Source organism: Planctomycetota bacterium, from assembly GCA_038746835.1.
GTDB lineage: Bacteria > Planctomycetota > Phycisphaerae > Tepidisphaerales > Tepidisphaeraceae > JBCDKH01.
This window is the reverse complement of record JBCDKH010000004.1, coordinates 40351-61615: the sequence shown is the minus strand read 5'-3', so window position 1 is coordinate 61615 and position 21265 is coordinate 40351. Positions and strand designations below refer to the sequence as shown.

Annotated in this window: 19 protein-coding genes; 10 read left to right on the top strand and 9 right to left on the bottom strand. The window is 64.6% G+C overall.

Annotation, left to right across the window (positions count from 1 at the left end):
• The 4 genes from AAGI46_01210 to AAGI46_01195 form a co-directional block, all read left to right on the top strand.
• Positions 1–308, top strand: a 308-nt coding sequence (locus AAGI46_01210) for a hypothetical protein (GenBank protein MEM1010819.1), incomplete at its 5' end; no start/stop codon positions are given.
• A 27-nt stretch (positions 309–335) separates the two neighbouring features.
• Positions 336–1325, top strand: coding sequence for a GDP-mannose 4,6-dehydratase (locus AAGI46_01205; protein MEM1010818.1), 990 nt, complete (start codon positions 336–338; stop codon positions 1323–1325).
• A 34-nt stretch (positions 1326–1359) separates the two neighbouring features.
• Positions 1360–2751: an MraY family glycosyltransferase gene (locus AAGI46_01200; GenBank protein ID MEM1010817.1), complete on the top strand. Its 1392-nt coding sequence runs from the start codon at positions 1360–1362 to the stop codon at positions 2749–2751.
• 207 nt (positions 2752–2958) lie between these two features.
• Complete coding sequence (locus AAGI46_01195) at positions 2959–4389, top strand: UDP-glucose/GDP-mannose dehydrogenase family protein (GenBank protein MEM1010816.1); 1431 nt, start codon at positions 2959–2961, stop codon at positions 4387–4389.
• A gap of 82 nt (positions 4390–4471) precedes the next feature.
• Here AAGI46_01195 and AAGI46_01190 read toward each other — a convergent pair whose 3' ends face one another.
• Positions 4472–5413: a hypothetical protein gene (locus AAGI46_01190; protein MEM1010815.1), complete on the bottom strand. Its 942-nt coding sequence runs from the start codon at positions 5411–5413 to the stop codon at positions 4472–4474.
• Positions 5414–5477: 64 nt separating this feature from the next.
• Positions 5478–6161, bottom strand: coding sequence for a hypothetical protein (locus AAGI46_01185; GenBank protein MEM1010814.1), 684 nt, complete (start codon positions 6159–6161; stop codon positions 5478–5480).
• 74 nt (positions 6162–6235) lie between these two features.
• On the opposite strand from AAGI46_01185, the gene AAGI46_01180 reads away from it, so the two are divergent.
• From AAGI46_01180 to AAGI46_01170, 3 genes are read left to right on the top strand one after another with little or no spacing between them, the layout of a single operon-like run.
• The gene (locus tag AAGI46_01180) at positions 6236–7993 is read left to right on the top strand and encodes a M3 family oligoendopeptidase (GenBank protein ID MEM1010813.1); all 1758 of its coding nucleotides are present in this window, start codon (positions 6236–6238) and stop codon (positions 7991–7993) included.
• Positions 7990–8640 carry a phosphoribosylanthranilate isomerase gene (locus AAGI46_01175; protein MEM1010812.1) on the top strand — a complete coding sequence of 217 codons (651 nt, stop codon included), beginning with the start codon at positions 7990–7992 and terminating at the stop codon, positions 8638–8640. The genes AAGI46_01180 and AAGI46_01175 overlap by 4 nt, the downstream gene beginning before the upstream one ends.
• 45 nt (positions 8641–8685) lie before the next feature.
• Entirely contained in the window at positions 8686–9528 is an 843-nt protein-coding gene (locus tag AAGI46_01170) for a prepilin-type N-terminal cleavage/methylation domain-containing protein (protein MEM1010811.1), read from the top strand.
• A 15-nt stretch (positions 9529–9543) separates the two neighbouring features.
• On the opposite strand, the gene AAGI46_01165 is transcribed toward AAGI46_01170, so the two are convergent.
• On the bottom strand, positions 9544–10380 hold the full coding sequence (locus tag AAGI46_01165; protein ID MEM1010810.1) for a type II secretion system protein: 837 nt from the start codon (positions 10378–10380) through the stop codon (positions 9544–9546).
• A gap of 118 nt (positions 10381–10498) precedes the next feature.
• Here AAGI46_01165 and AAGI46_01160 point away from each other — a divergent pair, with 118 nt between their 5' ends.
• The 3 genes from AAGI46_01160 (at position 10499) to AAGI46_01150 (ending at position 14713) form a co-directional block, all read left to right on the top strand.
• Positions 10499–11662, top strand: coding sequence for a PEP-CTERM sorting domain-containing protein (locus tag AAGI46_01160; protein ID MEM1010809.1), 1164 nt, complete (start codon positions 10499–10501; stop codon positions 11660–11662).
• A 9-nt stretch (positions 11663–11671) separates the two neighbouring features.
• Positions 11672–13243, top strand: a complete 1572-nt coding sequence (locus AAGI46_01155) for an aldehyde dehydrogenase family protein (protein MEM1010808.1) — start codon at positions 11672–11674, stop codon at positions 13241–13243.
• Positions 13244–13753: 510 nt separating this feature from the next.
• Positions 13754–14713: a bacterial transcriptional activator domain-containing protein gene (locus AAGI46_01150; GenBank protein MEM1010807.1), complete on the top strand. Its 960-nt coding sequence runs from the start codon at positions 13754–13756 to the stop codon at positions 14711–14713.
• An 11-nt stretch (positions 14714–14724) separates the two neighbouring features.
• On the opposite strand, the gene AAGI46_01145 is transcribed toward AAGI46_01150, so the two are convergent.
• From AAGI46_01145 to AAGI46_01120, 6 genes are all read right to left on the bottom strand, one after another.
• Positions 14725–15453, bottom strand: coding sequence for a cytochrome c oxidase subunit 3 (locus AAGI46_01145; protein MEM1010806.1), 729 nt, complete (start codon positions 15451–15453; stop codon positions 14725–14727).
• A 221-nt stretch (positions 15454–15674) separates the two neighbouring features.
• Positions 15675–17117: an NAD(P)(+) transhydrogenase (Re/Si-specific) subunit beta gene (locus tag AAGI46_01140; protein ID MEM1010805.1), complete on the bottom strand. Its 1443-nt coding sequence runs from the start codon at positions 17115–17117 to the stop codon at positions 15675–15677.
• A 9-nt stretch (positions 17118–17126) separates the two neighbouring features.
• The gene (locus tag AAGI46_01135; protein MEM1010804.1) at positions 17127–17438 is read right to left on the bottom strand and encodes an NAD(P) transhydrogenase subunit alpha; all 312 of its coding nucleotides are present in this window, start codon (positions 17436–17438) and stop codon (positions 17127–17129) included.
• A complete protein-coding gene (locus AAGI46_01130) occupies positions 17438–18580 on the bottom strand; it encodes a Re/Si-specific NAD(P)(+) transhydrogenase subunit alpha (GenBank protein MEM1010803.1) in 1143 nt (380 codons plus the stop codon). Before AAGI46_01130 ends, AAGI46_01135 begins: the two co-directional genes overlap by 1 nt.
• A 68-nt stretch (positions 18581–18648) precedes the next feature.
• Entirely contained in the window at positions 18649–19842 is a 1194-nt protein-coding gene (locus AAGI46_01125) for a TIM barrel protein (GenBank protein MEM1010802.1), read from the bottom strand.
• 34 nt (positions 19843–19876) lie between these two features.
• A complete protein-coding gene (locus AAGI46_01120; protein ID MEM1010801.1) occupies positions 19877–21244 on the bottom strand; it encodes a deoxyribodipyrimidine photo-lyase in 1368 nt (455 codons plus the stop codon).
• Between the last annotated feature and the right edge of the window lie 21 nt (positions 21245–21265).

Below are 21265 nucleotides of genomic sequence, written 5' to 3'. Positions count from 1 at the left end.
GGAGCGCCGAACGTGTCGACGGCGAGAAGCCGGCGAAATTCAAGGTTTTCGATGTTGGTCTTACGGGTGGTCATGAGCATTCGTCTCCGGGGAGGCGTCAGTCGGGGTTGAGCAACGAGACCCGGGCGCTTTGCCAGGGCGGATCGACATCATCCTTTAGCCGTCGTCAAGAAAAGCGCGTCAGGAGTGTAAAGATCGCGTTAAGGTTATCGGGCCAGCATGATGGGTGGTGCCGGCTGTGCGGACTCGCGCAGGCTGTGGCCGACACATCCCTTCGTCGGACCGCCAACGCCTTCCTGACACCCTAGCCGGCACGCCGGTCGTACGGTGAACCGATGCGGTATCTGATCACCGGCGGGGCCGGGTTCATCGGCAGTCACCTCGCTCGGTCGCTTCTCGCTGGCGGACACAGCGTTGTCGCGCTCGACGACTTCTCCACCGGGCGGCTGAGCAACATCCAGCCGCTGCTCGACGACGCCGGAGACAAGGGCCGATTTTCGCTCATTCGCGGCAGCGTCGAAGATGCCCAGACCGTCAACCTCGCCGCCAGCGACTGCGACGCGGTCTTTCACCTCGCAGCGGCAGTCGGCGTACAACTCATTGCCGACGAACCAGTTCGGACGATCCAATCGATCGTCCATGGCACCGAAGTCGTGCTGGAGGCGTGCAATCGCTGGCGAAGGCCGGTGCTGGTGACCAGCTCCAGCGAGGTTTATGGCAAGGGCACGCGCGTGCCCTTCAGCGAGGATGACGACATCGCCATCGGGCCCACACTGCATGCCAGGTGGTGCTACGCCTACGCCAAGGGCATCGACGAGTTCCTGGCATTGGCGTACCACAAACAGTTCGGCCTCGACGCCGTGGTCGTTCGGCTGTTCAACACCGTCGGCCCGCGCCAGGTCGGCCAGTACGGGATGGTGCTGCCGCGATTCGTCAACGCCGCGCTGGCTGGGGGCGAGCTGCAAGTCACCGGTGACGGGCGGCAGACGCGTTGTTTTTGTCACGTAGAGGACGTCGTCCACGCCCTGGTCGCCCTGCTCGCCGAGCCCAAAGCCGTCGGACGCGTCTTCAACGTCGGGAGCGATGAGGAAGTCGCAATCGGCGATCTGGCTCAGCGGGTCGTCGACCGCATCGGGAGCGGCTCGATCCGTCACGTCGGCTACGACCAGGTCTACGGCCAGCAGTTTGAGGACGTGCCGCGTCGGGTTCCGGACCTGTCGCGTCTTCGCCAGACCGTCGGATTCGAGCCGAAGCACGATCTGTCGAGCATCATCGACGCCGTCATCGACGACGCCAAGGCCGGGTCCGGATCGATGGCTGCTTGAACTGCGTTAGCGACAAGCCGATAGACTGAACGAAGTGCAGGACGACACGCTCCAAGACGCCGCCGGTCTGACGGGGGACGTGTCGACCTGGAACGCACCGGGCGGCATCGACCTCGAGCGTCTTCTCGAAGCCGGGCCGGTAGCACCCGAGCCGTCAGGGCCGTTGACATATGACGAGGTGCTCGCGCCCTACGTCATCGTCTTCTGCATCGCGTTCGTTTTTTCGTATGTTTTCACGCCGATCATGCGGCGGGTGGCTGTGCTGTCGAACATCGTCGACAGCCCGGACGGCGGACGAAAACTGCACACCAGACCCGTCGCCTATTTGGGCGGCGTGGCGATTTTCATCGGGATGATCGTCTCGCTGGCCCTGGGCCAGTTCTTCTCGGCCGTCCACAGCGACGGCGGCAGCCTGCGGTTCCCGGCACCGATCTTCGCTGGCCTGTTCGTGATTACGGGACTGGGCCTGATCGACGACGTTCGCGGCGTTCGGCCGGTGCTCAAGATCCTCGGCCAAGTCGCGGCGGCGGTGTGTCTGCTGCTGTTCGGCGTGGGCGATGACGTTCTGGGTCAGATCACAGCCTTCTTCTTCGAGTGGCTCCACGTCAACCTCTCGCTCCAGGTGCCGATGGCCGTGGAGGCGGCGACCGCGACCGTGGCGAGTTGGGGCTTTGTCATCGCGCTGGTCGTGTTCTGCTGCAATGCCAGCAACCTGATGGACGGGCTGGACGGTCTTTGTGGCGGTGTGACGGCGATCATCGCGGCCGGGCTGGTCTTCGTGACCGCCAGCGTCGCGTTGATGAGCGGCACGCCCGCAACGGACGCGGTCCGCGTTGCACTGGCGCTCGCCCTGTTTGGCGCGGTGTTGGGCTTTCTGCCCTTCAACTTCAACCCGGCCAGCATCTTCATGGGCGATGCCGGGAGCCTGCTGATGGGTTTCGTCGTGGCCGTCTCGATCATTCTGCTCGGCGATGCGGGGGCGAAGTGGATGCTGGGCGGGCTGGTGATGTTCAGCCTGCCGGTGCTCGACACCGCCTTGGCCTTTGCCCGTCGCTGGACGGCGGGTCGGCCGCTGTTCAGTGCGGACAAGCACCACTTCCACCATCAGCTCATCAACCGCAATCTGAGCGTGCGACAGGCGGTGGTCGTGAGCTACGCGTTGACGATTTTCTTCGTCGCGGCCGGGGCGATGCTCGTCTTTTTCCGGACGCGGTACGCGGTGGCGTTTTACCTGGTGCTGTTCGGCAGCATCATCGTCGCGGCGTACAAGATGGGCATGGTTCACGAGCGGATTCGCGTCGGACCCGAGGCGGAACCCGAACCCGAACCAGAGCCTGCCGACGGGCCGCTTGCGGACGCGGTCGCGCCCCGTCCGGCAGAGCCGTCGGCGAGCCCATCCGGGGTGCCGGCGGTCGCGTCGGCTTGAGGTATCGACAAACGTCAAAGCGAAAGCTTGTGCAAAAGGCGGGACATCGGCTGCTGTTGCCGATAAGCTCTCGACCCGCTCCGCCAGCGTCACCCCGCCTCATCAGCACGTGATTGCCGGCCGATGAGCCTTGTGCAGAGCCCGAACGAGCAGGCTCGACACACCCTTCGCCTTCACAGGCATCAGAATCAACGCCAGGACACTTTCATGAACGTCACCGTCATCGGTTGTGGATACGTCGGCCTCTGCTCCGGCACCTGTCTCGCCTCCATCGGGCACACCGTCCGCGGCGTCGAGAAGATGCCAGCCAAGCTCGCCAAGCTTCAGGCCGGCGATTGCCCGATCTTCGAGCCGGGCCTCGCCGAGCGCATGACGGAGAACATCCGCGAGGGTCGCCTGAGCTTCACCGGCGACGTCGCTGAGGCCGTTGAGGACGCTCAGATCGTCTTCCTCGCCGTCGGCACGCCGCCCAAGCCGGACGGCACCGTCGACATGACCTTCCTCGAGACCGCGGGCCGAGAGGTCTGCGAAGCGCTCGAAAAGCGTCAGAGCGAGAACGCCGGCGACATGGTGACCATCATCGTCAAGTCGACCGTTCCGGCCGGCACGAACCGCAAGCTCAGCGAGTATCTCAAGGAGCACACCAACGCGAATGTCCGCGTCGTCTCCAACCCCGAGTTCCTCAAAGAAGGCACCGCCGTCGACGACTTCCTGCGGCCTGACCGCGTCGTCATCGGCTGCGAGTCGGGCGAGCCCGAGGCTCCCGAAGCTCAGGCCGTCCACCAGCTGTACGACCCGATCCTGCGGGAGCAGGTCAAGGCCGGCAACCCGAACTGCTGGTTCGTCATGAACTGGGAGTCGGCCGAGCTGACCAAGTACGCGGCCAACACGATGCTCGCGGCCCGCATCAGCTTCATGAACGAGCTGACAATCCTCTGCGAGCACTACGGCGCCGACATCGAGGCGATCCGTCGCGGCATGGGCAGCGACAAGCGCATCGGCCCGGCCTTCCTGCGAGCCGGCTGCGGCTACGGCGGCTCTTGCTTCCCGAAGGACGTTGCTGCGATGGAGCACATCTCGCGACAGGCGAACTACGAGAACAAGTTCGTCCACGCGATCATCGACACCAACAACAACCAGAAGAAGCGGTTTGCCCAGAAGATCACGGACAAGCTTGGCCGCGACGCCAAGGGTGCCACCGTCGCCGTCTGGGGCCTGGCCTTCAAGGCCGACACCGACGACATCCGCGAGTCGACCGCGATCGACGTCATCAAGCACCTGGTGGACAATGGAGTCACGGTCAAGGCCTACGACCCCAAGGGCGTTGACAACATGAAGGAGATCTTCACCCAAGGCGTCGAGTGGTGTGTCGACCCGGTTCGCGCCGCTGAGGGTGCCGATGCGATCGCGATCTGCACGGACTGGCTGATCTTCGAGACGATGGACTTCAGCAAGGTCAAGGCGGTCATGAACAAGCCGCTGATCTTCGACGGCCGCAACTGCCTGCACCGGACAGACATGAAGCGTCACGGCATCGAGTACTACCCGATGGGCCGACCCGACGTGCAGCCCGGCGGCAAGCCCAGCAGCGTCAAGACCGCCACCGGCGCAGCCCCGAGCGAAGCCGAAGCGGCGTGAGCCCACTGGCAAAAGCCGACCGCAAATGACCCAGGAGCCCGTTCGTTTCGAGCGGGCTCCTTGTCTTTACGTCGAGCGATCATCACTTGGCGTAGTACGACTCGACCTGTTCGCCCGAGAGCACCTTGCCGAAGCGATCTTCGAACTCTTCCGCCAATTCGGGTGAGTCCAGCCGGACGTGAACCGACGTGAGCGCCATGATGACGGTCGAGTCGTTGGGCGTCCGCTTTTCGACCTCGATGAAATAGCTCAGTGCGGTCTTCAACTCGTCGCGTTCGATCGTCTCGTACCGCTTCAACTCGTCAGCTTTGGCTCGGAACTCCGATGGCGGAATGGCGTTGCGTTTCACCGCGGCTGCGTTGGCGCGGCTCATCGCCAGGACGCCGAGGTTGTAGCGGGCGATGGTTTCATCCGGGTCGAGATCGACCGCAGTCTCGTAGGCCTTGATCGCGTCGGCCATCTCCGCTTCGAAGGCTTGTCGGTTGCCGGACTCGAGCTGGAAGTTGGCGATGTCTTCGTGGTTGGTTGCGAGCATCACGTACAGCTTGCTCTCGCTCGGATCGAGCGCGATCGCCTCAAAAATGCGGGCTTCGGTGACGTCCCAGAGGTCGCGTTCCGCGTGGAACTGAATGTCGTCGAGCAGAAGGCTCATGTCTTTCGGCAAGACCTTTCGGCCCTTGGCGATGATCGACATGGTCGCATCCTCCGCCACCATTCGGGCGGACTCCGAGTCGTCTCGGCCTGCCAACAGCTGCTCGATCTTGGCGATCCGCAGTGCCCGGTAGGCGATGGCGACGTCCGTGCCCTCGTCGACCAGCGGCTCAAGCAGTTTGATCGCGGCGTTGTAGTTCTTCTGTTCGATCTCACGCAGCCCCGCGGCGATCTGCTGCGCTTCGGCGAGGCGATCGGAATCCGACGAAAGAGGCTTCGATGCCGTCGGCGAAGGACTGCCCGACGAGCAGCCAAGCTGGGTCGTGACCAACCAGACGACCAGAACTGCCAAGAGCGACCGAAACAGCGTCATGCGATGAGCGTAATCCGCTGGCGCCGCAGATGCCGAATCGATGCGGCTCTTGAAAACACGCGAACTACGCCGCGTCGAGCGCCTTCTTCCGCTTGTCCCGCTCTTTGAGCTTGGTCTTTCGCTGCTTGGCCTGACGCTTGGGCGTGACGTGGAACGTGATCTCCGCCCGGCCGACGCGCTTTTCGCGGTCGCCGGCTTTCATGGAGAGCTGACGGACGTCAACGTCGAGGCTCGTGTTGAACTCGTTGCCCGTCGCGATCTGGGCCTTGAGGTCGTCGCGCGGCGTCATGCGGTACACGGCCGGACCCAGGCACGGGCGCAGGAACGTGTAGTTGAGGTTCTTGCAGACGACCGTGTAGTCGCCGCCGGCTTCGCCAAAGACGTACATGCCGGCGGCGATCTCGGTGTTGGCGAGCAGGCTCGCTCCGGCCATGGCGTTGTACCAGTTCTTGTTGAATTTCTTGAACGGCAGCACGGCCGCGAAGCTGCTCGTCTCGTCCTCGCTGACGCTGCTGCCTTCGCGTCGCATGCGGATGCCACTCCAGAAGGCCAGCGGCAGAAAGAGCAGGCTGAAGATGCGGTGCCAGAAGTTGTCGCGCGTGCTGAGCCGGCTGAGGTACGCCTCGACGCGGTCCACCCACGTCGCCGGTGGTGGCGGCGCGATCGGATTGCCGGCCGGCTCCTCGCGCGGAGGGAGGACGATCTCGTTCGATGCGTGGGTCTCGGGCTCGGCGACCGCCGTCGGCATAGGCGGGATGGTACGCCGAAGCTGCTGCGTCGTTCGTTGAGGAAACAAGCCGATTATCCGTGCTACCGTCGGGAATGAGCCAGCCCACTCCACCCGATCCCAAGGCCGTGCCCTCTGCCGTCGCCAAGGCAGCCCAGTCACGCAAGTTCCTTCCGTCCGATTTCGTGCCGGACTCGTGGGACAAGATCGAGCCATTCGTCCAGAAGCTGATGGACCGCGATCCGGCGTCGAGCGACGACCTGGAGAACTGGCTGATCGATCTCTCCGAGTTCAGCAGCGTCATCGACGAGTACGGCAGCCGTCGCTACATCGATAAGAGCTGCTTTACCAACGACGACCCGATCAAGTCGGCTTACCTCGATTTCGTCGAGAACGTCGAGCCCAAGCTCAAGCCGGCGATGTTCGCGCTGCAGAAAAAGTTCCTCGACTCGCCCCACAAGGACGGGCTGACCGGGCCGAAGTACGACATCCTCAAACAGCACTGGGCGGCCGACGTCGAGCTGTTCCGTGAGGAGAACGTGCCGCTGGAGACCGAGGTCACCAAGGTCGTCACAAAGTACGACGAAGTCAGCGGCGAGATGACCGTCACCTTCGACGGCCGCGACTACACGATGCAGCAGATGGCTCGGTTCCAGGAGGAAACCGATCGCGACCTGCGTCACCGCGCATGGAAGGCGTCGACCGACAGGCGTCTCGCCGATCGCGAAGCGATCGACGACCTGTTCGACAAAGTGCTACCGCTGCGTCAGCAGATCGCCCAGAACGCCGGCTTCGACAACTACCGCGACTACCAGTTCAAGCGACTCAAGCGATTCGACTACACGCCGGCCGACTGCGACGCCTTTGCCGCCGCCGTCGAGAAGCACGTTGTGCCGTTGGTCCGCGAGTTGGATGACGAGCGCAAGCAGGCACTGGGCATCGACAACCTCCGCCCGTGGGATTTGGCAGTCGACCTCAAGGGTCGCGGGCCGCTCAAGCCGTTCGACGAGGAGAACATCGACGCGTTCGTGCAGACCACGTCCGACGTCTTCCGAAAGATGTCGCCCGACCTCGCAAGCGACTTCGACGAGCTCCGCACCGCCGGCAACCTCGACCTCGGCAGCCGGCCGGGCAAGCAGCCGGGCGGCTACCAGTGCAACCTCGAAGAGACCGGCATCCCGTTCATCTTCATGAACGCCGCCGGCCTGCAGCGCGACGTCGAGACGCTTCTCCACGAGGGCGGCCACGCGTTCCACACGCTGGCCGTTCGGGACGAGCCGCTGAGCTTCGTGAAGCACGCGCCGATGGAGTTCTGCGAAGTCGCCAGCATGAGCATGGAACTGCTCGCCCTGCCGCACATGGGCGACTACTTCGACAAGCCCAACGACGCCGACCGCGCAAGACGGCATCAGCTCGAAGGCGCAGCCATCCTCACATGGATCGCGATCATCGATCAGTTCCAGCACTGGCTCTACACCAACCCCGGCCACAGCCGCGACGAGCGAACGGCCCAGTGGAACGGCCTGCTTGCGCGCTTCCACCACGACCTCGACTGGACCGGCATCGAAGCCGCCCGCGACGCCATGTGGCAGCGGCAGCTCCACCTGTTCCACGTGCCGTTCTACTACATCGAATACGGCATCGCGCAGCTCGGAGCCCTGCAGATCTACAACAACTCGAAGCAGGACACCGAGAAAGCGATCGCTGCCTACCGACGTGCCCTCGGCTACGGCGGGACGCGATCGCTGCCCGACCTCTTTGAGGCGGCTGAAATCAAGTTCGACTTCGGCGACGCGACCATCGGCCCGCTGGTACAGACGATCCGCGACGACCTCTCCAAGCTGCCCGCGTGAGGCGGACCCGCGTCAAAATCTGCGGCGTCCGGCATCCCGAGGATGCAAGGCTCGCCGTCGATGCCGGCGCGGATTCCGTTGGAATCATCCTCTACGCACCCGGTGCCAAACGGCTCGTCGAAGCAGAGGCCGCCATCGAGATTGTGAAGGCCTTGCCCGCGTTCACGACGGCGGTCGGCGTGATGGTCGACCCGCCGCCATTCATTCTGCGGCAGTTGCTCGCAGCGGTGCCGGTGGACGTCGTGCAGTTCCATGGCAAGGAGACCGCCGACCTCGTCCGGCAGGCGACGACCAAGCGTGCTACGAAGGTCCTCCCTGCTGACGGAGCGCTCGTCGATGCGGTCGAGCGATGGACCAGCAAGCCGCCCCGGAATCTCGCTGGCCTGCACGTCGACGCCGCCGGCGGTGGTGGCCAAGGCGTCGAGGCCGAATGGGACGCCGTTGCGGGTCTCAGTGCCGATCAGATCGCCAGACTAACACTCGCCGGCGGTTTGATGCCAGACAACGTCGGCAAGATCGTCCGCCGCTTTCGCCCGTTCGCGGTCGACGTCAGCAGCGGCGTCGAGGATGACGATGGCCGCAAGTCGTTCGAGAAGATGTCCGCCTTCGTCGACGCGGTGCGTCAGGCAGATGCGGAAAATTCTTGACAAAACGCAAAGGGCGACGATCCTGAGGAGCTGGAGGTTCCGAAGATGCGTCAGAGAAGGTCCGCATTCACGCTCGTCGAGCTGCTCGTCGTCATCGGCATCATCGCCCTGCTCGTCGGCATTCTGCTGCCTGTCCTGAGCACCGCGCGGAGCAGTGGGATTGACGTCGTTTGCCGAAACAACCTCCGGCAGATCTACGCCGCGCAGTCGCTCTATGCCGAGGACTTCGGCACGTTCACCGACACCGATCGCACACTGCTCAAGCGGTACAAGTGGATCTGGCAGCTCACGCCCTACATCGACGAATCGACCGATCGTCAGACGGCGTACGAGAACCGCAACACGACTGGGCCGCACGACGTGCTCTGGTGTCCAGCCGAGCCACGTGGTGACGTGCCGAACGCCCACTTTTCCTACGGCATCAACAGCTTCATCGCGATGGAGCCGTGGGATCACAAGCCGACCGTCGCGAGCCCGGAGATCTCGCCGGCCGATCTGATCCTTCACGCTGACAAAGCCCCCGGCGGTCAGGAAGGCGAGCAGCCGTTCGTCCTGACCGAAGACGGCCGAACGCTCCGCATCTACACCGAAGGCGTCAACGACACCCGCGTGTACGGCGTCAACGTCTCGACTGGCCACAGCAGCTTCGGCGCGTTTCGCCACGCCCGGAATCGCCCGGACCGATCGCTCTGGGACGCCGACATCGCCGCAGGCAGTATCGGCGGCAGTCGCGATGTGAAAGGTGTTAATGCCGTCTTCCTCGACGGCCACGTGGAGTCGCTCTCACGGTCACGCATGTGGTCCAGCTCGCCTTCTTGGCACCCGCGGATCGCGGACCTGTCGACGCTGGACGTCTTCGAAATCCTCGACGGGCCGTGCTGCCAGTGAGCTGTTCTGCAGGCGTCAATCCTGCTCGAGAATGCGTTTGAAGTAGAGCCCGAAGGCAGGCCAGGAGAGCGTGTCGAGGTTCTTGTGCTCGACCGCGACGTCTGCGTTGACGAACTTGCGGACGGAACCGTCGGTCAAGGCGATGTTCCAGCTGGTGTCGTTGTCGTGCGCGACGGTCGGGTTCGCGCTGCCGATCAACAGGTCCATGAAGAGCGGCGGTGTGTCGAGGAAGGGCTCGAAGTTGTTCGTCGGAATCTCCTCAACCGGCCGCATCTGGACCATCTTCTCGAACCGTCGGAACGAGGCCGCAAAGCCGGGCGACGAGTAGCTGAGCGGGATGGGCTGGTACAGGTAGCTCGACCGCACGAGGAACACCGTGCCCGGTGCCTCGTCGTTGCCGTTGTCGCTGGCGATCACGCCCGACGTGCCTTCGGAGAACCACGGGCCTGGGTAGAACGACTCCTGCCACAGCTCCGCCCGTTGCTCGGGGCAGTAGAAGATGCCAGGGGCTTCGAGGTAGCCGTTGGCGAACAGGATGCCGTGATTCGCGGGCCGGACGTCGGTCGCGGTCTCCCCAGCGGTCGCGTCGGCGTAGGCGATGCGATACGTCTTGATCGGGCTGCTTATCAGGTTCGAAACCGAGTCCGGCAAATGCGGCAGGTAAACCGGCAAAAGGCCTGCGTTGTCGTCGACGTACATCTGTGTTCCCGTCGCGAGCTGTCGCAGGTTGCTCTGGCAGATGACGACCAGGCTCGACCGCCGTGCCGACGCGAGCGTCGGCAGCAGCACGCCGATGAGCAGCGCGATGATGCCGATGACGACCAGCAGCTCCACGAGGGTGAAGCCAGCCACACAACTCGCGTGAAACCCGCAGTTTCGGCGTTGTCGATGCGTGGGGGCAGCTCTAAGTTGAGACGGCGTCGCAGTCACGCGACACGCTAGAGCCTTATCTCTTTGCAACACACAGAAAATGCCTCAGACTCGTCATTCCACCCTGTTTCTCTCAATCTCCGCTATCGCGACCGCCGCTGCTCCGAATGCTTCCGCCCAGATCTTCGGGGTTGAGGGGCGCTTTGACCGCGTCGACGCGGCCGGTGGCACGCTGGCCGTCACCGTCTTTCCTAACGGCCCGCGTGAGCTCCAGCGCATAGGCGGAGTCGGATTCTTCGAGGGCGAGACCGTTGCCTTTGTCACCCAGAACGCGTCCGCGAATGGCTTGATCTCGTCTGGCCAACCAGGCCAGACCTTCGATGTGGACGCCGACTTCATCGACTTCCTCGCGGCCGGCATTGACGAGGGCGGCTTCGAAATCCCGGGCTCCATCCCGAGCGATTCCCAGGGCCTCTTCTTCGGCGACGCCCTCAACGACGGCGTCTTCCGGTTCAACCCCACCACCGGCATCACGCCCGTCCTGACCGAGACGCAGATCGCTGCCTTCACCGGCGAGAGCGGCGCGAGCCTCGGCCTCGGGCAGGCGATCCTGCCGTCGGGACAGCTGCTCTTCTTCGAATCGCGCAGCGACGGCCTGCTCATCACCGACGGCACGTCGGGCGACATCGCCGATTTCGCCACCCAGGCCGACTTCGAGGCAAGCCCGATCGCCAACTTCGTCGACGACCCGCTCGATCCCGCCAGCCTTGACGACGCGGCCGATGTCGACGGCTTCACGATCGCCGGCACCGACTTCTTCCACGGCAACGGCACGCTCGATCGCGTCTTCAGGCTCGATCTGACCGCGTCCGACCCGCTCGGCAGTGCGACCGAAGCCCTCTCGCCGACCGACATCGAGGCCGTCACGGGCAACGCGTCGATCAACTTTTCAGCCGGCTTCGTCACGGGCGGCGACGGGTTCGTTTACTTCTACGAGAACGTCAGCGACTCGATCCTGCGGTTCAATCCGTCCGATCCGTCGGGCACGCTCATCTCCGTGCTGAGCGACACCGAGCTCTCGGCCTCCGTTGCCGGGACCGACATCCTCACCGGGCTCGTCCCGACGGCTGGCGGCGCGGGCTTCTACACCACGCGTCTCGACAATGGCACCAACGCCTTCTTCGAGATCACCGTGATTCCCGAGCCTGCAACGGCCGGACTCGTCGGCATCGCCAGCCTCGGCTTGCTCCGGCGTCGGCGGTAGACTGGCGGCATGGCAATCTCCCTGCCCGCCGCCCTAGGCCTCGATCATCCCGCCGCCGTCGCGATCGGTTCCGACCGACGTGACGGCGGCGGTTCTGTCTTGACCGCACGCACGCCCATCGACGGCAGCACCCTCGCCGAGTTCAAGCAGGCCACGCCCGACGACGTCTCCCACGCCGCGGCGCAAGCCGCGGGTGCGTTCCACCAGTGGCGAACCGTCCCCCCACCCGTCCGCGGCGAGTTCGTCCGTCGCATCGGCAACAAGCTTCGCGACTACAAGGCCGACCTCGGCAAGGTCGTCACCCTCGAAGCCGGCAAGATCGTCGCCGAAGCCGAGGGCGAGGTGCAGGAGATGATCGACATCTGCGACTTCGCCGTCGGTCAAAGCCGCATGCTCTACGGCAAGACCATCGCCACCGAGCGCTTCGAGCACCGCATGATGGAACAGTGGCACCCGCTCGGCCCGGTGGGTGTCATCAGTGCCTTCAACTTCCCCGTGGCCGTGTGGGCGTGGAATGCGATGCTCGCCTTCGTCTGCGGCGACCCGGTCGTCTGGAAGCCGAGCGAGAAGACCCCGCTCTGCGCCCTCGCCTGCCAGAAGATCGTGCAGGACGTCATCGCCGAGAGCAGCGACCTCGACGTCCCGCCGGCCATCAGTTCCGTCGTCATCGGCGGACGCGACGTCGGCGAGGCGATGGCCAAAGACGAGCGTTTTCCTTTGATTTCAGCCACCGGCAGCACGCGGATGGGCAAGGAGGTCAACCAGGTCGTCGCAGGCCGATTGGGTCGCTGCCTGCTCGAACTCGGCGGCAACAACGCCATGATCGTCACGCCGACCGCCGACCTGGAGCTGTGCGTGCGGGCCATCACCTTCAGCGCGTTCGGCACCGCCGGCCAACGCTGCACCACGCTCCGCCGGCTCATCGTCCATGAGTCCGTGCAGGACCAGCTGCTCGCCAAGCTCGAACCCATCCTCGGCCAAATCAAGATCGGCGACCCACGCGAAACCGGCACACTCATGGGCCCGCTCATCGACGATCAGGCGTTCGAGTCGATGCAAAAAACCCTTGAAGACGCGCGGTCCGCAGGTGCCAACGTCACCGGTGGCGACCGCGCGACGGGTGTCGAAGGTGGCACCTACGCGCACCCCGCGCTCGTCACGTTTAGCCGCGACCGCCAGGAAGCGAGCTCCGGAACGGACCACCCCGGACACCACGACTTCGTCCAACGCGAGACCTTCGCCCCCATCCTCTACGTCCTGCCCTACAACGACTTGGCCGACGCCATGGCGATCCACAACGGCGTCCCGCAGGGCTTGAGCAGCGCCATCTTTACTGGCGACGTCCGCGAGGCCGAGCGGTTCCTCAGCCCCGCCGGCAGCGATTGCGGGATCGCCAACGTCAACATCGGCACCAGCGGCGCCGAGATCGGCGGCGCGTTCGGCGGCGAGAAGGAGACCGGCGGCGGACGCGAGTCCGGCTCCGATAGCTGGAAGGCCTACATGCGACGAGCCACCAACACCATCAACTACGGCACCGACCTCCCGCTCGCCCAGGGCATCGATTTCAACCTCGGCGACTGACCGCAAAATGGCCCACGTGGAGCGCGCACCACGCGGTGCGCCGCCCAGCCAGTTGGTCGCCGCCGAGTACGCTCGCGGTCCCGACGATCTCCCGGCTACATCCCAAGAACCACCCCCAAACACCCCGCCGGCGTCCGTACTACGACCAAGCACGCAAGCCCGTCGGGCGTCCGCCCGCGACACCGAGCCAAAACACCACATCTCCGCCCCGCCGGCCGCCGGGGCGCAGCGCGCTGGCACTCTGGTCACGTGCCGCTGGCACCGAAGTCGTCCACCCAACTCGCGGCGCGTTTCTGGACGAACTGACGAAGGCTCGCTTCGCTCACCGTTAACCGTCCGAGTAGCGCTAGTGCGTGTTCGGATTATCCGTGGCATCCGGCGCCACTGCATTCTTGCAGTGCGTTACACCGACCACCGCAAGGATGCGGTGGCACCAGAGCTTCAGCACGACGAATCCCGCATCGAACGTCGTGCTGAAGCACGACCTCAGAAAGGTCCGCTGGAAATCACATGGATCGCGAAGAGACACAACGCCTTGCAGACGAGGGGTTCGCGGAGCTCGAGGACGGCAATTACGACCGCGTTCTCGAAATCGCTGACGAGCTGGAAGCGCGGCGCTATTCCGCGAACTTCGAGCTACGCGGGCGTGCGCTCGCGGCGTTGGGCCGAACCGACGAAGCGATCGCCACTCTGCAGAACGGCGCGGAAAGGGCTCCAGCCGCAACGTCGATCTGGCATTGGCTGGGGACGTTGCTCTCGGATGTGGATCGTTATGACGAGGCGATCGCCGCGTTCGACTCGGAGACTCAACATGGCGGAGAGGCCTCCTCTGCCAAACTCAATAAAGCGATCGTCGAGGCAAGACGGGGTGACTTCAAAGCCTCGCTGCTGTTGCTCGACGAGCGGCCGACGTTTGAGCCGGAACTGTTTGCATGGCTGACGTATCGGTCAGACGCATTGCGCCATCTTGGCCAATTGGAGGAAGCGCTTGCGGCGTCCGAAGAAGCATTGCTGTTGACCTCTGATGACATCGATCCAGGAATGGCATCGCTCACCCAACGGTCGCGAATTGAATCGCTTGCCGGACTTGGTCAAGTCGATCGTGCACAGACCGAAGCGCTAGCTCTTGTGCGTTTAAACACTTCCGATTTTGAGGCAAATGAGCTTCTTTGCCGATTGCGTGGCCAGCCAGCCGAAGGACTCAAGTGCTTCAATGTGCTCATCAAAGGCGAGACGATCGACCCAGCATTTGAGGCCGCGTACACAAGCTATCTCGTCATGGAAGAAGACCCGGAAAAGACGTTATCGCGAATCGCTGAAGTCGAAGGCAGAGTCCTCAGGCCCGCGTCGCTCATCATTGAAGAGTGCGAAGATGTGACAAGCGAGCCGGAGTGTGCGAGTTACAAGTACGCGGGAGTCGTCTGGCGTTACAGTGGATACATCTTCTACGGTGAGGACGAACGGGCCTGAGTAAGCAAGCATCAACCCATTGCCAGAAACGTCCCGAACATCATCAGCCACACGACATCCAGGAAGTGCCAGTACAGCGCCGCGTGGCGGACGCCGACGAAGTGTTCGTGGTCGTACCAGCCCTTGTGGGCCTTGATCGTCACGACGGCCAGGTAGACCATGCCGCCCAGGACGTGGAGGGCGTGGATGAGGACGAAGAAGAAGAGGATGCCGTAGAGGCGGGTTTCGCGGGCCTGGGGGAGGATGTCGCGTGGGCCGACGGTGGCGCCGGCGTCGGGGTCGAGGGGGCTGATGACCGGGCGAAGCTGAGACGTGTCGGCCGTGGCGGTGTCTTGGCTGAGCAGGTCGATCATGGCCGGCGTTTGCACGACCACGAAGAGCGTCGCCAGGATGTTCGTGATCCACAGCCACGTGCGGAACTTGCCGATCCGCTCCCGCTGCACGGCCCGCAAGGCTCGGTGGATCGCGAAGCTGGCAGCGAGGACCACGACCGTCGACGAGTAGAGCTTCCAGTCGCTCATCGCTTCGCGGAAGGCGCCGATCGGGGCCTCGCCGCGCATCTGCATGCGGATGATGACGTAGATCAGCAGGCTGCTGGCGAAAAGCAGCGCCAGGCTCAGGAGAAACAGCCACATGCCCACCGCCTGCGTCTTGGGCGAGATGGGGTGCACGCGGCTGTCCACCGGCTGGCGATGCGGGCGTGGGTAATCGAGCTGCGCGTCGCTGGGCACATCGGTCACGGCCCACATTATGAGCCGGGCCTGAGCTTTCGGTCAGGTTTGAAAGAACGGAGGCGGCGTTCGCTGCTTGGGCGAGTTGCGACTCGCAAAGTCCGTCATCCCGAGCGGAGCGTCAGCGGAGCCGAGGGACCTCGCCTTGCTCTGCGGTGACCAGGCGAGGTCCCTCGACTCGCTTCGCTTGCTCGGGATGACGGAGGGGACGAGGGGTTCCGTGGTTGAGATCAGAGGTCCTTGACCTCGGCCACCATGTCGACGACCGCCTTTTTGCCGTCGCCGAAGAACATCAGCGTGTTGTCGGCGGCGAAAAGTGGGTTGGGAATGCCGGCGAAACCCGGGGAGAGCGACCGCTTGATGACGATGACCGTGCGGGCCTTGTCGACGTCGATGATCGGCATGCCGGCGATGGGTGACTGCGGGTTCTCGCGGGCGTCGGGGTTCACCACGTCGTTCGCGCCCAGCACGATGGCCACGTCGGCCGTCTCGATCGTGCTGTTGGTCTGCGTGTCGTCGAGCAGGCGGTCGTAGGGAATGTCGACCTCCGCCAGCAGCACGTTCATGTGCCCCGGCATGCGGCCCGCGACGGGGTGGACGGCGAACTCGACCGTCTTGCCGCGGTCGGAAAGCTCCTTGTACAGGTCGCGCACGGCGTGCTGGGCCTGGCTGACGGCCATGCCGTAGCCGGGGACGATGACGACGCGATCGGCATCGTCGAGGAGCATCGCGACCTCTTCGGCACTGGTGCTCTTGACGCGTCCGCCGTAGACCTCGTCGGCGTCGGCTTTGGCTCCGCTGGCGTCGATCTTGCCGAAGAGGACGTTGGTGAGCGAGCGGTTCATCGCCCGACACATGATGGCCGTCAGGATCAGGCCGCTTGCGCCGACGAGGCTGCCGCTGACGATGAGGACCGTGTTGCCGATGACGAACCCGCTCTTCGCCGCGGCCAGGCCGGAGTAGCTGTTGAGCAGCGCGATGACGACCGGCATGTCCGCCCCGCCGATCGGCAGGACCAGCGTCAGGCCAAGCGCCAGCGCGATGACGACCAGCAGCGCGTACCACACGACGGCCAGGCTCGGCACGAGCGTGACGAGCGATCCGACGACCAGCGCCGCGACGAGCAGGCCTGCGTTGATGAGCTGGTTTGCGGGAAGGCTGGTGTCTTTCCAGAAGATCTTCCACTCGTCGAGCTTGCCGTAGGCGATGCCGCTGCCGCTGAACGTCACGCCGCCGATGAGTCCAGTGAGGGCGATGGCGATGCCTTGGATCCAAGGAAGGGCCGGATCAAACTCCACGCCAAAATCCGCTGCCGCCTCCGCCGCTCCGGAGTAGACCGCATCGAGCCCGATGACGGCGGCGCCTGCGACGAAGACGCTGGCCACGCCGCCGAAGCCGTTGAACGCCGCGACCATCTGCGGCATGGCGGTCATCTGGACACGCGTCGCCATCACCGCACCGGCCGCCCCGCCGATGAGGATGCCGGGGACGATCACGAACCAGTTGTGCCCGCCGCGAATGACGAACAGCGTGACGACGATCGCCAGCAGCATCGCCGACGCTGACGACAGGTTGCCCCGAACGGCCGACCGCGGGTGCGTGAGCCCCTTGATGCCGACGATGAAGCCGACGGCACAGAGCAGGTAGAGCAGGATGTCCCAGGCGATGGTCACTGTGCGTTTCTACCCCTTTTTCTTGAACATCTTGAGCATGCGGTGCGTGACGGCGTAGCCGCCGACGACGTTGGCGGTGGCGAAGACGATCGCGAGGAACGCCAGCGCGTTGGGCCAGAAGCCGGCACCCGGCTGGGCGAGGACAAGCGCACCGACGATGGTGATGCCGCTGATTGCGTTGCTGCCGCTCATCAGCGGCGTGTGCAGCGTCGGCGGGACCTTGGTGATGATCTCCACGCCGAGGTAGATCGACAGGACGAAGATCGTCAGCAGCAGCGCGAACGTCGGGCCGGTCATGGCGACCTGGGCGAGCACGAACATCAGGCGGCTCCTTCCATGGCTTGTTTCACTTGCTCGTGGACGACCTGGCCGTCGCTGGTGACGAGGACGCCGGCGGCGATTTCGTCTTCGGGGTCGAGGGTGACCGCGTCGTCCTTGGTCAGGTGCTTGAGCAGGTTGACGAGGTTGTTGGCGTAGAGCTGGCTGGCGTGGAAGGCGACACGACTGACAAGGTGCGTGTCGCCGACGATGGTCACGCCGCGGACGTCGGTGGTGTCGTCGGCGACGGTCGCTTCGCAGTTGCCGCCGCGTTCGGCGGCGAGGTCGACGACGACGCTGCCGGGACGCATCTGTTCGACCATCGCCGCGGTGACGAGGATCGGCGAGGTTCTCCCAGGAATCGCGGCCGTCGTGATGACGACGTCGGACTCGGCGACGACCTTGGCGAGCAGCTCGGCCTGCTTGGCTTTCTGCTCGTCGGACTGCTCCGCCGCGTAGCCGCCGGTGCCTTCGGCGGAGACGCCTTCGAGCTCGACGAACTTGGCACCGAGACTCTGGACCTGTTCCTTGGTAGCAGCGCGGACGTCGTAGCCGCTGGTGACAGCGCCGAGTCGCTTGGCCGTCGCGATGGCTTGGAGCCCCGCGACGCCCGCGCCGATGACGAGCACCTTGGCCGGCTGCACGGTGCCGGCGGCGGTCATCATCATCGGAAACGCCCGCGGCAAGAGGTCGGCCGCCTGCATGACAGCCTGGTAGCCGGCGAGGTTGGCCTGGCTCGACAGGACGTCCATTGATTGTGCCTTGGTCGTCCGCGGCAGGAGTTCCATCGCGACGAGCTTCGCCTTGCGATCGGCGATGGCCCGCGTCGCGTCGTGGCTCATCAGCGGCTCGGCGAGCCCGACGACGATTTGGCCGTCGCGGTAGTGGCTTGCGTCGTCGCCGCCTCTGGCTCCGGGCGTTCTGACCTGGAAGACGATGTCTGCCCGCTCGAAAACGGCCTCGCGATGGTCGACGAGTTCGACGCCGGCTTCCTCGTAGTCACCGGCCGTGAAGCCTGCACGGTCGCCAGCCCCGCGTTCGACGATGACATCGTGCCCCGTCTTCTTCAGCGCGGCAGCGGAGCCCGGCGTGACAGCGACGCGGCATTCGGCGGTGGGGACTTCGCTCGGGCAACCAATCAGCATGCAGCAGCAGCAACGCTACGACTCGCTCCGCGGAACGCGAACGCCAAAAGTGCGACAACCTTGACCCGTCACGCGTAACCCGACGCCCCACCACGTCCCAGGCCGCGACGTGCTCCAAGATCGGCAATGACACTGCTCTTGCGCAGCTCCGCCAGCGGATCGGCGGGCAGCCGACGCGCCTCTCGCCACGCTTTCAAAACAGGTGTGACGTCGGCTTCGAACGCTCGTTTCAGGCAGAGTTCGGCCCCGACGATGTCGCCCGACTGCTGACACGCGGCGAGTTCGTCGCGCTCGACCAGCGCTGCCTTGGCGACCTGCTTCTGGGCCTCGCAGACGGTTTGAACGGTGGCCTCGAGCTTGGGCTTAACGTTGTGGCTCTGGTCGATCGTGTACGCGATGTCGGGCCGGCTTCCGGTGTCGTGGCCGTGCTGTTCGATGGCGTTGAAGATGCGGAAGACCGCGTAGGGATCGATGCTGCCGATGGTCAGGTCGTCGTCAGCGTACTTGCGGTCGTTGAAGTGAAATCCGCCAAGCCGGCCCTCGTCGAGGAGGAATGCGACGATGTGCTCGACGTTGCAGCCGGGCAGGTGGTGGCCGGTGTCGACGAGGACCTTCGCCTTGTCGCCCGCACGACGGCAGAACGCGTCGGCCATGCCCCAGTCGGCGATGTCGGTGTGGTAGAACGCGGGCTCGAACGGCTTGTACTCGATGAGCAGCCGGCTGCCGTCGGGCATGGCATCGTGGATCTGTGCGAAGGCGTCTTGGAGCCGTTGCTTGCGCGTGCGGAGATTGTCCTGGCCGGGGTAGTTCGTGCCGTCGGCGAGCCACATCGACAGCGCGTCGCTGCCGGCGTGCTGCATGAGCAAGATGCTGTGGAGCGTGTGGTCCATCGCGGCCTTCCGCGCGGCCGGGTCGTGGCTGCAGAAGGAGCCGGTCTTGTAGATGGCGTCTTGGAAGATGTTGGGGTTGATCGAGCCGATCTGAACGCCGTGGGACTTCGCGAGATCCGAGGCTTGCGCCGCGGCGTCGGGTGCGGGGGCGTCCGTGTCGAAGTCCCACAGGACGTGGACGGCGACCTTCGGGCAGCAGCCGGTCAGCTGGTGGACCGTGCCGGCGTCTTCGAACTTCTCCGCCGTCGTGAATGCGGCGGCGGCCTGGGGGAACTTGCCGAACCGCGTGCCGGTGTCGGCAAAGCCCCACGACGGCACCTCGATCTCAAAGGCATCCAGGGCTGCCGTCGCACGCTTGTCGCTCGTCGCCATATGGCGAAAGTATGCCATAACCGGCGAAAGGCCGCTAGCCGTCGAGTGCGTCGACCTGCCGGATGTACGCCTGCATGTCGAACTTGCGTTCGAGCCCCTTGTCGTTCATGTAGCGGATCTTGCCGAAGATGCTGCGCTCCGTCCAAGGCCGATCATGCAGGCCAAAGACCCAGGCGACGTTCGAGTAGCTGTTCGGATCGCGGCCGTCGATGAGCCAGCGGTTGTTGAGGTAAAGCAGCGTTTCGTAGGCGTACTCGGGCGTGTTGCACCACTCGAGCACCTTCTTGCCCCAGTACATGCGCATGTAGTTGTGCATGAAGCCGGTCTTGCGCAGCTGCCGCATCGCGGCGTTCCAATACGGGTCGTGCGTCTCGGCCTGCTCCAGCTCGTCGCGTGTATAGCGGCTTGGCCGGTTGTCGTCGCGGTGTTCGTCGAGGGTCTTTTTCGCCCAGTCCGCCAAGGCGTCGTACGAGTCGTACTCGGGCTCGAACCAGACATAGTTCTTGCCGAGCTCGCGTCGGACGATGAGCTCTTCGAGGTAGCTGTCGGTGTCGTCGTTTGCCTTGGTTTGCTTGACAGCTAGTGCGACTTCGAGCGCCGCGATCTGGCCGAAGTGGAGGTACATCGACATGTGGCTGTGCTTGTCGGCCGACGGTTCGTTGCGGCCGTCGGCGTAGCCGTCGAGCTTGTCCTTCAGGAATGCGTCCAGCCGTCGCTTCGCCTCGTCCTCGCCGCCTTCGAAGTGGGAGCTCGGCGGGACGTCGCGGTCGACTTTGAGCGATTCGAGCACCTCTTCCGGCTTCGAGACGTCCAACTCACCCGAGGCCAGCCGGCCATCGCACACGTGCTTCACCTTGCGTTCGTCGAGCCCGACGAAGTAGTCGTCCCACTTCTTGTGCAGCTTCGTGCGGATCGTCCGTGCGGCGTACTCGCGCTTGTCGCTCACCTCTTCGACCGGTACGACTACGCCCGTCTCGACCTGCGTCAGACGCACGCCCATCGCATCCGCCGCCTCGTCACGCCACTTGCGGCATGGCCGTAGGTAGCCCATGTCCACGACCACCTCCGCCGCGTCCTCCGACCACTTGACGGCCACGTCGCTCGGCGAGCCCTTATCGCAGACGAAGGCGATGCCGCGATCGCTGAGGTTCTTGTCGACGTCCCGCAGACCCTGCAGCATGAACGCGTAGTGCCGAGCGTTGGCCTCCGGGTAGTCGTCCGTCAGCCCGAAGCAGCACACGACCGGCAAGTCCAACTCGTTCGCCCGTTCGATGGCGAACTCCAACGCGTGGTTGCACCGCGTCCGCTGTGCTGCCTGCATCCAGTACAGCACCCACTTGCTATCGGCCGCGTCTCGCACGGGCTGGTCGTTGAGCTGTCGAACGCGGGTGTCGTGGATCATCGGTTCACCCTTGCCGGCAAA

Bases quoted from the DNA above. Each gene is read 5' to 3' on its own strand.
- AAGI46_01205 (MEM1010818.1), top strand. From the start codon at position 336: ATGCGGTATCTGATCACCGGCGGGGCCGGGTTCATCGGCAGTCACCTC.
- AAGI46_01195 (MEM1010816.1), top strand. From the start codon at position 2,959: ATGAACGTCACCGTCATCGGTTGTGGATACGTCGGCCTCTGCTCCGGC.
- AAGI46_01190 (MEM1010815.1), bottom strand. From the start codon at position 5,413: ATGACGCTGTTTCGGTCGCTCTTGGCAGTTCTGGTCGTCTGGTTGGTC.
- AAGI46_01185 (MEM1010814.1), bottom strand. From the start codon at position 6,161: ATGCCGACGGCGGTCGCCGAGCCCGAGACCCACGCATCGAACGAGATC.
- AAGI46_01180 (MEM1010813.1), top strand. From the start codon at position 6,236: ATGAGCCAGCCCACTCCACCCGATCCCAAGGCCGTGCCCTCTGCCGTC.
- AAGI46_01170 (MEM1010811.1), top strand. From the start codon at position 8,686: ATGCGTCAGAGAAGGTCCGCATTCACGCTCGTCGAGCTGCTCGTCGTC.
- AAGI46_01160 (MEM1010809.1), top strand. From the start codon at position 10,499: ATGCCTCAGACTCGTCATTCCACCCTGTTTCTCTCAATCTCCGCTATC.
- AAGI46_01155 (MEM1010808.1), top strand. From the start codon at position 11,672: ATGGCAATCTCCCTGCCCGCCGCCCTAGGCCTCGATCATCCCGCCGCC.
- AAGI46_01150 (MEM1010807.1), top strand. From the start codon at position 13,754: ATGGATCGCGAAGAGACACAACGCCTTGCAGACGAGGGGTTCGCGGAG.
- AAGI46_01135 (MEM1010804.1), bottom strand. From the start codon at position 17,438: ATGTTCGTGCTCGCCCAGGTCGCCATGACCGGCCCGACGTTCGCGCTG.
- AAGI46_01130 (MEM1010803.1), bottom strand. From the start codon at position 18,580: ATGCTGATTGGTTGCCCGAGCGAAGTCCCCACCGCCGAATGCCGCGTC.
- AAGI46_01125 (MEM1010802.1), bottom strand. From the start codon at position 19,842: ATGGCGACGAGCGACAAGCGTGCGACGGCAGCCCTGGATGCCTTTGAG.
- AAGI46_01120 (MEM1010801.1), bottom strand. From the start codon at position 21,244: ATGATCCACGACACCCGCGTTCGACAGCTCAACGACCAGCCCGTGCGA.